This is a genomic window from Agrobacterium sp., assembly GCF_059499945.1.
This window is the reverse complement of the sequence record NZ_JCABZP010000016.1, coordinates 370,383-381,548: the sequence shown is the minus strand read 5'-3', so window position 1 is coordinate 381,548 and position 11,166 is coordinate 370,383. Positions and strand designations below refer to the sequence as shown.

General features: G+C 59.0%; 8 protein-coding genes. 7 read left to right on the top strand and 1 reads right to left on the bottom strand.

The window, feature by feature from the left end; genetic code table 11:
* Nucleotides 1-178: 178 nt before the first annotated feature.
* From AC5I5B_RS21065 to AC5I5B_RS21045, 5 genes are all read left to right on the top strand, one after another.
* Nucleotides 179-1,129: a phosphoribosylaminoimidazolesuccinocarboxamide synthase gene (locus AC5I5B_RS21065; RefSeq protein WP_060727386.1), complete on the top strand. Its 951-nt coding sequence runs from the start codon at nucleotides 179-181 to the stop codon at nucleotides 1,127-1,129.
* Between the two features lie 2 nt (nucleotides 1,130-1,131).
* Nucleotides 1,132-1,791 carry a TetR/AcrR family transcriptional regulator gene (locus AC5I5B_RS21060; RefSeq protein ID WP_035213668.1) on the top strand — a complete coding sequence of 220 codons (660 nt, stop codon included), beginning with the start codon at nucleotides 1,132-1,134 and terminating at the stop codon, nucleotides 1,789-1,791.
* A gap of 199 nt (nucleotides 1,792-1,990) precedes the next feature.
* Entirely contained in the window at nucleotides 1,991-3,193 is a 1,203-nt protein-coding gene (locus tag AC5I5B_RS21055) for an efflux RND transporter periplasmic adaptor subunit (RefSeq protein WP_060725455.1), read from the top strand.
* 54 nt (nucleotides 3,194-3,247) lie between these two features.
* A complete protein-coding gene (locus AC5I5B_RS21050) occupies nucleotides 3,248-6,337 on the top strand; it encodes an efflux RND transporter permease subunit (protein ID WP_060727384.1) in 3,090 nt (1,029 codons plus the stop codon).
* A 149-nt stretch (nucleotides 6,338-6,486) separates the two neighbouring features.
* Nucleotides 6,487-7,929, top strand: a complete 1,443-nt coding sequence (locus AC5I5B_RS21045) for an efflux transporter outer membrane subunit (RefSeq protein WP_111834679.1) — start codon at nucleotides 6,487-6,489, stop codon at nucleotides 7,927-7,929.
* A gap of 114 nt (nucleotides 7,930-8,043) precedes the next feature.
* On the opposite strand, the gene efp is transcribed toward AC5I5B_RS21045, so the two are convergent.
* Nucleotides 8,044-8,613, bottom strand: a complete 570-nt coding sequence (gene efp, locus AC5I5B_RS21040) for an elongation factor P (protein WP_003504809.1) — start codon at nucleotides 8,611-8,613, stop codon at nucleotides 8,044-8,046.
* A gap of 251 nt (nucleotides 8,614-8,864) precedes the next feature.
* On the opposite strand from efp, the gene epmA reads away from it, so the two are divergent.
* Both epmA and AC5I5B_RS21030 read left to right on the top strand, forming a co-directional pair.
* Nucleotides 8,865-9,929 carry an EF-P lysine aminoacylase EpmA gene (epmA, locus tag AC5I5B_RS21035; protein ID WP_111834678.1) on the top strand — a complete coding sequence of 355 codons (1,065 nt, stop codon included), beginning with the start codon at nucleotides 8,865-8,867 and terminating at the stop codon, nucleotides 9,927-9,929.
* Complete coding sequence (locus tag AC5I5B_RS21030) at nucleotides 9,926-10,990, top strand: lysine-2,3-aminomutase-like protein (protein WP_111834677.1); 1,065 nt, start codon at nucleotides 9,926-9,928, stop codon at nucleotides 10,988-10,990. The genes epmA and AC5I5B_RS21030 overlap by 4 nt, the downstream gene beginning before the upstream one ends.
* Nucleotides 10,991-11,166 lie beyond the last annotated feature (176 nt).

Below are 11,166 nucleotides of genomic sequence, written 5' to 3'. Positions count from 1 at the left end.
TTTATCAAGACATTGATATCACTACATAGTTTCGTGGTGCGCAACGGAAATGGGGGAAAGGACAGTCTTTATGTCGCGACTGGCCCTGTTCCAGGAAACATGCAATAGGAACGGACGAGAGTTTCAGAAGACTTGGGGCGTCTCACGTCCCCTTTTAAAGCCAAGAATTGGAGAGCCCGTGCGCATTCTCGATGAAGCCGTCATTCCCGAGCTGCCGAATTACTACCGTGGCAAGGTGCGGGAAAACTACGATCTGCCGGACGGCAACCGTATCATCATATCCACCGACCGCCTCAGCGCCTTCGACCGTATTCTCACCTGCATACCTTATAAGGGACAGGTCCTGACCCAGACGGCCCGCTACTGGTTCGAAAAGACAAAGGACATCTGCCCCAATCATGTGGTCAGCTATCCTGACCCAAATGTCGTCATCGGCAAAAGACTTGAGATATTGCCGGTCGAGGTGGTGGTTCGCGGTTATCTGGCCGGCACGACAGGCACGTCGATCCTGACCCTTTATAAGAAGGGCGAGCGGCAGATGTACGGCATGAGCCTTCCTGACGGGATGCAGGACAACCAGATTCTGCCCGAACCGGTGATCACGCCCACAAGCAAGGCCTTCGATGGCGGCCACGACGAGCCACTGACACCGACCGAGATTGTGGAGAAGAAACTCCTGACACAGGAGCAATGGGACACGCTTTCCCGTTACGCGCTGGCGCTGTTCAAGCGCGGGCAGGAAATTGCCGCAAAGCAGGGCCTCATTCTCGTCGACACGAAATATGAATTCGGAACGGATGAAAACGGCACCATCATCCTGGCCGACGAGATCCACACACCTGATAGCAGCCGCTACTGGATGGCTGGCAGCTATGAGGAAAGCTTTCGCAACGGCACCCGGCCGGCGAGCTTCGACAAGGATTTCGTGAGAGCCTGGGTTGCCGAACGCTGCGACCCTTATAAGGATGACGTTCCCGAAATTCCGCAGGATCTCGTCTTGCAGACCTCGAAGGTCTATATTGATGCTTACGAACGCATCACCGGACAGAGCTTCGTTCCCGACGATAGCGGCGAGACGCCGCTTGCAAGAGTACGCCGGAATCTGGAGCCGTTCTTCCCCGGAGTCTGACCGTGAGCAAAATGATCGAACAGGCGAGAAAGGGCGACAGGAAGAGTGACCGTCCTGTCAGGCGCCGGCCTCGCCGTTCCGCCGAGGAAACCCGGCGGGACATTCTCGCCAAAGCGGAAGAGCTTTTCCGGGAGCGTGGTTTCAATGCGGTGGCGATTGCCGATATCGCCTCAGCGCTTGGCATGTCTCCCGCCAATGTCTTCAAGAATTTCAGCTCGAAAAACGCGCTCGTCGACGCCCTTGGCTTCGAACAGATCGGCGCTTTCGAACGGCAGATCTGTCCACTCGACAAAAGCCATGCACCGCTTTCCAGATTGCGCCATCTAGCGCGCAACCTGATGGAGCAGCACCACCAGGATCTCAATAAAAATCCCTACGTCTTCGAAATGATCCTGATGACCGCCAAGCAGGACATGAAGTGCGGAGACTATTATAAATCCGTCATCGTTAAATTGCTGGCCGAAATCATTCAGGACGGCGTCGAGGCCGGAATCTACACCGCCACCGATATCCCTCCTCTGGCGGAGACCGTGCTCCACGCGCTGACCAGCGTCATCCACCCCGTCCTCATTGCGCGGGAAGATATCGGCAATTTGGCAACACGTTGCGATCAACTCGTCGATTTAATCGACGCGGGATTGCGCAATCCGCTTGCTAAGTGACGATTCCCAATTTACGTCACCTTCTCGCAATTGCTTGCGAAGCGCAAAAGCCTGCGCTTCTATGCGCGTGGCGGTCCGGACAAAATGAGCGAATCGGGTCCCTTCCAAGGCCTTCGCCTGTCGTGTCTGTTTCCGGACGCGCATCCGCCGAGCGACATTGCGCTTATAGTTAAATGCGAGCGATACGCAGGGAAGAACAATGAGCCGACGTATTTTACCCCTATTTGCTTCTCTGTGTGTAACCGCGCTTCTGGCGGGCTGCAGCGATGGCGGCGAGAGCGGCCAGACCGCCGGCCAGACTGCAGAGCGTCCTCCGTCTCCGGTCAGCGTCATCCTGATGAAGACCAGCGAATATCCCCTGACCACCGTTCTGCCCGGCCGCGCCAGCGCGTTCCAGACAGCCGAAATCCGGCCGCGCGTCACCGGCATCATCCGCGAAATTCCTTTCAAGGAAGGCAGCGAGGTCAAGCAGGGCGACGTTCTCTACCAGATCGAGGACAATACCTATCTGGCGGAAGTGGCGCAGGCCAAGGCTAACGTGGCGAAGGCGGAAGCAAGCATTCCAAGCGCCCAGGCGAACCTTGCCCGTTACGAACGCCTGGTCAACAGCGGTGCGACGCAGATCGAATATGAAAATGCCAAGGTGACGCTGCTGCAGGCGCAAGCCGACGTGGCACAGACCAAGGCAGCGCTGGAAACGGCCGAGATCAATCTCGATCTCACCAAGGTCCGGGCCCCCTTCGACGGCATTACCAGCGCGACCGCCTTCAGCATCGGTAACGTGGTGACGGCGAACCAGACGACGGCGTTGACAACGCTGCGCCGCATCGATCCGATCTATATCGACCTGATGGAATCCAGCATCAATCTCCTGCGTCTGAAAAAGGCGATCTCGTCGGGTCAGCTTGGCGGCGACACGAAGGAGACCGGCATTCACCTGACGCTGGAAGACGGCACCGAATACAAGCATGACGGCAAGATTGATATGTCGGACATGGCGGTGAGCGAAACGACGGGCACCTTCTCCATCCGCGCCCTCTTCGACAACCCTGATGATCTTCTGCTTCCCGGCACCTATGTTCGCGCCACGCTGACGATCGGCAAGGAAAAAGGTTTCCGCATTCCGCAGCGCGCAGCGAGCCGGAACGCCAATGGCGAACTGACCGCAAAATTCGTGACCGCGGAAAACAAGGTGGAAACCCGCACCTTCCCGTCCAGCCAGCAGTCGGGCAACGCCTGGCTGGTGACGGAAAATGTCAAGGATGGCGACAAGCTCATCGTCGACGGCTTCCAGTGGATTGCCGACGGCGCAACGGTTGCGCCAGTTGAAGTGACCATTGACGATCGCGGTATCGTCGTTCTGCCGCAGCAAGCTCCGCCTGCCGCCGCCCCCTCGAAATAAGCATGAGCACGAAACCCCTTGGTCGAAGCTCGTAAAAGGTAAGGCAGGACTGCCATGGCCCATTTCTTCATCAGGCGCCCCGTGTTTGCATGGGTTATCGCCATCGTCATCATGCTGGGCGGCGCCCTTGCGATCTGGACGCTTTCCATTTCGCAATATCCCGATATTGCGCCGACAACGGTGCGTGTCAGTGCGACCTATAACGGCGCCAGCGCCGAAACCGTCGAGAAATCGGTGACGACCATCATCGAGGACGGCATGACCGGCCTCGACGACCTCACCTATATGACCTCGTCGTCCTCGACCGGCAGCGCCGAAGTGACGCTGACCTTCGGCAACAGCATCCTGCCAGACATTGCGCAGGTTCAGGTGCAGAACAAGCTGCAGCTTGTCCAGTCGCAATTGCCCGATACCGTGCAGCAGCGGGGTATCCAGGTCAGCCGCTCGACATCGAGTATCCTGATGGTTGGCGCGCTGATCTCGACCGACGGCAAGCGCAATTCGGCCGATCTCGGCGACGTATTCTCCTCGCGTGTCGAAGACCAGATCAAGCGCCTCGAAGGCGTGGGCAGCATCAACGTGTTCGGCTCCGAATATGCGATGCGTATCTGGCTGGATCCGTTCAAGCTCAACAAATACCAGCTGACCACCGCCGACGTCACCAGCGCCATCGAAAGCCAGAATACCCAGGTTTCGGTCGGCTCGCTCGGCGCCGTGCCCGCGGTCAAGGGCCAGCAGCTCAATGTGACGGTGACGGCGCAGAGCCAGCTCACCACGGTTGCCGATTTCGAATCCGTCATCCTGAAAGTCGAAAAGGATGGCGCGACGGTTCGCCTCAGCGACGTGGCGCGCATCGAAATCGGCCAGGAAACCTATGGCGGCGATTCCCGATCCAACGGCCGTCCGTCCGCCGGTTTCGCAGTCAACCTTGCCACGGGTGCAAACGCGCTCGACACGGCGGCACGCGTGAAAGCGGCTCTGACAAATGTCGAGGGTTCGCTGCCCGAGGGCGTTTCGATTGAATACCCCTATGACACGACGCCGTTTGTGAAGCTGTCGATCGAGAAAGTGGTGCATACGCTGATCGAGGCGATCATCCTCGTCTTCGTCGTGCTTCTGGTGTTCCTGCAGAATCTGAGAGCCACCTTCATTCCGATGATCGCCGTTCCGGTCGTGCTTCTCGGCACCTTCGGCGTTCTCGCGCTCACCGGGTATTCCATCAATACGCTCACCATGTTCGCCATGGTTCTCGCCATCGGCCTCCTCGTCGACGACGCCATCGTCGTTGTCGAAAACGTCGAGCGCATCATGTCGGAAGAGGGCTTGTCACCGGTCGAGGCGACCGAAAAGTCGATGGGCGAGATCACCGGTGCGATCATCGGCATCGCGCTCGTGCTCACCGCCGTGTTCATTCCGATGGCTTTCTTCGGCGGATCGACGGGCATCATCTACCGCCAGTTCTCGATCACCATCGTTTCGGCCATGCTGCTTTCGGCCGTTGTCGCGATCGTGCTGACGCCCGCGCTTTGCGCCACCATGCTGAAGCCGATCGATCATCACAAGAAGCAGCGCGGACCGGGCGCGTGGTTCAACCGCGGCTTCGGCAAGACGACGGATGGCTACGTGTCCTCCATCGGTTATCTGCTGAAACGGCCCCTGCGCGTGATGATCATCTTCGCGATCGTGATCGGCGGCTGCGCCTGGTTCTTTTCAAAGCTGCCAAGCTCTTTCCTGCCGCAGGAAGACCAGGGCGTGCTGCTGACGATCATCCAGACGCCGACCGGGTCGAATATCGAGCGAACCAACGAGGTGGTGAAGCAGGTCGAAAACTACTTCCGCGAAAAAGAAGCCAACAATGTCGAATCTGTTTTCGGCGTGCTCGGCTTCAGTTTCAGCGGTTCGGGCCAGAACAACGCTATCGTCTTCACCAAGCTCAAGGATTTCGCCGAAAGAACCGCGCCCGATCAGCATGCCGGCGCCATCGTGCAGCGTGCGATGGGCACCTTCTTCGGCTTCCGCGATGCTCAGGTGTTCCCGCTTCTGCCGCCGGCCATTCAGGGCATGGGCACATCGAGCGGTTTCTCGATGTATCTCGTGGATAGCGGCCGCAACGGCACCGACGCATTGACCGCCACGTCCAAGGAGCTGATCGCGCTCGCGACCAGCAATCCGAAGATCAGTTCGCTTCGAAGCGACAGCCAGGACAATGAAACGCAGATGAAGATCGTTCTCGATCAGGAAAAGATGGGAGCCATGGGGGTCGATCTCTCCTCCGTGAACCTCATGCTGTCCACGATCTTTGCCGGCCGGGATGTCAATGACTTCACTCTGAACGGCGAGTTGAAGCCCGTTTATGTCCAGGGTGACGCACCCTACCGCATGCAGCCGGACGACCTGAAATTCTGGTACGCCCGCAATACCAGCGGCGAGATGGTGCCTTTCTCTTCCTTCAGCGAAGTGAAATGGATCAATGCGCCGCCGTCTCTCGCCCGCTTCAACGGTACAGGCGCGATCTCGCTCGAAGGCACCGCCGGCGCAGGCGTTGCATCCGGTGACGCGATGGACGAGATGGAACGCCTGACGGCAAGCCTGCCGGGCGGTTACACCGTCGCGTGGCAGGGCATTTCCTATCAGGAGCGCCTCTCCGGCTCGCAGGCGCCGATGCTCTATGCACTGTCGGTACTGATCGTCTTCCTTTGCCTTGCCGCCCTTTATGAAAGCTGGTCCATCCCCTTCTCGGTCATCATGGCCGTGCCAGTGGGCGTTCTCGGCGCATTGACCGCGGCGCATTTCTTCGGCCAGTCGAACGACGTCTACTTCAAGGTGGGCCTTCTGACGACCATCGGCCTTGCGGCGAAAAATGCGATCCTGATCGTTGAGTTCGCCAAGGAGAGACAGGAGCACGGACTGAGCCTGATGGAAGCGACGCTGGAGGCGGCGAAGCTGCGCCTGCGTCCGATCATTATGACGTCGCTGGCCTTCATCCTCGGCGTTGTGCCTCTCGCGATCGCAACCGGAGCGGGTTCCGCCGCGCAAAATGCAATCGGTATCGGGGTCCTGGGTGGTATGCTTTCTGCAACACTGCTCGGAATTTTCTTCGTTCCGTCCTTTTTCGTCATCATTCGTCGCCTTTCAAGGCGTTAACAAAACAAAAATGGGCTGTGCCAACCGTTAATACGCTGCTAGAAATGTTGCCGATTTGGCAAATGCACGTTTCTACGGCATATCGATCGCGCAGCCCATTTGTCAGCAAGCCGCGCTCGGTAAGCCAACCAGAGAATTGGGAAAATTACATGCTGTCTATTCGCGCTACCCTTCCCCTGACAATGCTGCTGCTCTCAGGCTGTGTTGTTGGACCCGACCACAAGACGCCGGAAATCCAATTGCCGGGAAAGTTTGCGGAAGCCGGAAAAACCAGTAATGGCGACATCAGCGGCGTTGCATGGTGGACGGCCTTTAACGACAACCGCCTGAACGGTTACGTCTCCACCGGCCTCGCGCAGAACCTCACCGTGATGCAGGCGATCGAACGCATCAATCAGGCGCAGGCCCAGGTGATCGTTGACGGCGCTGGCGGCCTGCCGAGCCTGACGGGCAGCGGTAGCCACACGACCAGCCAGACCAAGGGCAGCTACCGTGACGTTCCCGTCACCAACGTGTCCAGCGGCAGCCTCAGCGTTTCGTGGTTCCTCGACCTCTTCGGCCGCTACCGCCGGGCGACGGAAAGCGCGGATGCATCGCTCGATGCCGCTTACTCCACCGTCGACGTGCAGCGCCTGACGCTGATTTCGTCCGTCGCCGCCGCCTATATCGACGTGCGCTATTATCAGGAGCGCCTGGCGATTGCCCGCCAGAACCTGGGTTCACGCCGCGAAACGCTCGATCTGACCAAGCTGCAGCTCGAAGCGGGTGCGGCCTCGCGTCTCGATGTCGTCCAGTCCGAAGGTCTGGTCAATTCCACGCTGTCGCAGATACCTGGCCTCGAAACCAGCTTCCGCAAGGCAGCGCACCGCATCGCGACCCTGCTTGGCATGCCGGCCTCGTCGCTCATCGCCGAGCTGCAGAAGGGCGCACGCCAGCCTGTTGCGCGCGCAGTTCCCCGCACCGGTATCCCGGCCGACCTGATCCGCAACCGTCCGGACATCCGCGTCGCTGAACGCAATCTCGCCGCTGCGGTCGCCACGATCGGTGTAACCGAGGCGCAGCTTTATCCAAGCATCGAGCTTGGTGGAGCGATCACGCCGAGCTACAATTTCCTGAGTGGCGGCGGCAGGGGAACTGCCAATAGCTGGTCCTTCGGTCCGAGCCTCACGCTCCCGATCCTCGATGGCGGCAGACTCCGCGCCAATGTCGACATCGCCAACTCACAGGCACGCGAACAATATCTCGTCTGGAAGGCGACCGTTCTCAATGCGGTGGAAGAAGTCGAAAACGCCCTGGCCGCCATCAATCGCGACCAGCGTACCGTTGACGCGCTGAGAAAGACCGTTGCCTCCTACCAGGAAGCGCTGCAGCTCTCCACCGCCAGCTATCGTGATGGTGCCTCGTCTCTGCTCGATGTTCTGGATGCCCAGCGCTCGGTATCGGATGCGCAGGCAAACCTTGCCACGGCGATCCAGACGACCGCGCAGGATTATGTCTCGCTTAACGTGGCTCTCGGTGGCGGTTATGCCGTTGGCCAGCCTGCCCCGAAGAAGTCCGCCGGCCCGACCGTGGCCGCCGCGAAGGGCATGTAAGCACGGCCCAAAATAGCAAACAAAAAGCCCGCGTCTTTCGATGCGGGCTTTTTGTTATTCAAGGCACAAAAAAGCACCGGTCACCCGGTGCTTTTTTTCAGCCCGTCATCAGGCTCAGTTCTTGGCGCGCTCGACGTAGGAATTGTCTTCCGTCGCGATGACCACGCGAATGCCGGCATCGATATGCGGCGGCACCATGGTGCGGATGCCGTTGGAGAGGATAGCCGGCTTGTAGGAGGAAGAAGCCGTCTGGCCCTTCACGACCGGTTCGGTCTCCGTGATCTCAAGCGTGACGTGACGCGGCAGTTCAACGGCCAGCGGATTGCCTTCATGGATGGAAAGAATGCAGGTCATGCCTTCCTGCAGATAGGCTTTCTGATCGCCCATCGTCTCGGCATCAACAACGACCTGGTCGTAGTTCTCAGGGTTCATGAAGTGGAAGCCTTCGCCATCTTCATAAAGGAACTGGAAGTTCAGGTCTTCAACGAAAGCGCGCTCGACCTGCTCGGTGGTGCGCCAGCGCTCGGAGACCTTCACGCCGTCAACGATGCGGCGCATGTCCACCTGCGTGACCGGCGTGCCCTTGCCGGGGTGAAAGTTCTGCGCGGTGAGAACGACGTAAAGCTTGCCGTCCACGTCGAGAACATTGCCCTTGCGGACGGATGAGGCGATAACCTTGACCATATGACTTCCTTGTAACTCGATGAAATGCGTCGTAAAGGACTGCGCGGCAGCACCGGCCCCGGCAGACGTTTTGTCTTTTTTCTGGGGCGCAACTACCTTAAATCCGCACGAATTGCCAGCCTTCTACAGCAATTCCCGGAAGAGTGCCTAGCGGTTTTCCGCCCGGAATTGCTTTAAATGACGCGATCAGGCGTTTTGCGGACCATTTCTCCGCAACTGAGCGCCGCAGAGAAGACGGAAAAGAACTGAGAATGCGCGCAAGCAACCAGACAATGTCGCCATGGTGGACGCCTGACGTCCACGCGGACCGCCGCGCGTTTCTCATTGGGCGCAACGCGATCCAGTCGGCTTTTCGCAGCTATTTCGCCAGCGCCGATTTTCTTGAGGTCGATACCGCGACATTGCAGATCTCCCCCGGCAATGAGGCGCATCTGCATGCTTTCGCCACGCAAGGCCTGACGCCGGCCGGCGACGCCGCGCCGCTTTATCTGCACACCTCGCCGGAATTTGCCTGCAAGAAGCTGCTCGCCGCCGGTGAAAAACGCATCACCTGTTTTGCGCATGTTTACAGAAACCGGGAGAGAGGCCCCCTGCACCACCCGGAATTCACCATGCTGGAATGGTACCGGGTCGGCGAAACCTATGGGAGCCTGATGAAGGATAGCGCCAATCTTCTGGCGCTGGCAGCTGAAACCGCAAAGACGAAGAATTTCACCTATCGCGGCCGCAGCGTCGATCCGTTTCTCGAACCGGAGCGGGTAAGCGTCGCCGAAGCCTTCGAGCGATATGCCGGTGTGGATCTGCTGGCCACCATCAGCCGAAACGGCGAAACCGACAGCCGCCATCTTGCCGCGAGCCTCACCAATGCCGGCATTCGCGTGGCCGCTGACGATACCTGGGCGGATATGTTCAGCCGCGTCATCGTGGAGCGGGTGGAACCGGAACTAGGTTTCGGCAGGGCAACCATTCTCGACGAATATCCCACCTGCGAAGCAGCCCTTGCCCGCAAGTCCCCCGGGGATGCGCGGGTGGCGGAGCGTTTCGAACTTTATGCCTGCGGCGTTGAACTCGCCAATGCCTTCGGCGAATTGACCGACGCGGCCGAGCAGAGACGGCGTTTCGAAATGGAAATGGCCGAGAAGCAGCGCATTTACGGCGAAACCTATCCGCTGGACGAGGATTTTCTGGCCGCGCTCGCCATCATGCCGCCGGCAAGCGGCATAGCACTCGGTTTCGATCGGCTGGTGATGCTGGCAACCGGCGCACCGCGTATCGACCTCGTCATGTGGGCCCCAGTCGCGGAATATGGACGATGACAGGGCTTGAGACCATCAAGACACCCGAAGCGCTTCTCGAAGCGGGGCTGATTGAAGCCGAAGCGCTGGAGAACCTGCGCGCGGTGACGCAGCGTTACGCGCTCGCCATCACGCCGTCGATTGCCGGGCTGATCGATAGCCGCGACCCGCAGGATCCCATTGCCCGGCAATTCGTGCCGGATGCGGCCGAACTCGTTCACCTTCCCGAAGAACGGGACGACCCGATTGGCGACGACGCGCACAGCCCCGTCCACGGCATCGTTCACCGGTATCCCGACCGGGTTCTTTTAAAGGCAGTACATGTCTGCCCCGTCTATTGCCGCTTCTGTTTCCGCCGGGAAATGGTCGGACCGCAGGGCAATGGCATGATGAGCCCGGCGGAACTTGACGCCGCATTCGACTATATAAAAGCGAACCCCGCCATCTGGGAGGTCATCCTGACCGGTGGCGATCCGCTGGTGCTTTCCCCGCGGCGCCTGTCTGACCTGATGACGCGCCTGAAAGACATACCGCATGTGAAGATCGTCCGGTTCCATACCCGCGTGCCGGTGGTCGATCCCGACCGCATCGACGCATCATTGATCGATGCGCTGAAGGCCAGCGGCAAAACCACCTATGTGGCCCTGCACGCCAATCATTCCCGAGAACTCAGCGAAGCCGCAAGGCACGCTTCGGCACGCCTGATTGATGCCGGCATCGCCATGGTCAGCCAGACCGTACTTTTGAAAGGCATCAATGACGACCCGGCAGTTCTTGCCGAGTTGATGCGCGCCTTTGTCGAGACCCGTATCAAGCCCTATTACCTGCATCATCCCGATCTTGCGCCCGGCACCAGCCATTTCCGGCTGACGATCGACGAGGGCCAGCGAATCGTTTCGGCGTTACGCGGAAATGTCTCCGGGCTTTGCCAGCCGACCTATGTTCTCGACATTCCCGGCGGTCACGGCAAGGCCGCTATCGGCCGAAATGCGGCAGAAAAGACCCGCGATGGCTGTTATTCCGTTTCCGATTTCAACGGAAACGATCATATTTACCCACCGCCCGCCACCGGCGACAATTAAAAAAAACATAAAAAGCCCGCTGCGCCGGGCTTTTCGCGGCGGCCTCGAACGAAAACAAAAATTTCACAATTCCGCCCCTCTCCTGTCATCATAAAGAAAAATATTCTACCTATAACAATCAGCATTGATTTTAGTGCTGGTCTGGATTATCAGTGTGGAACTGGAGAACGAGTCTC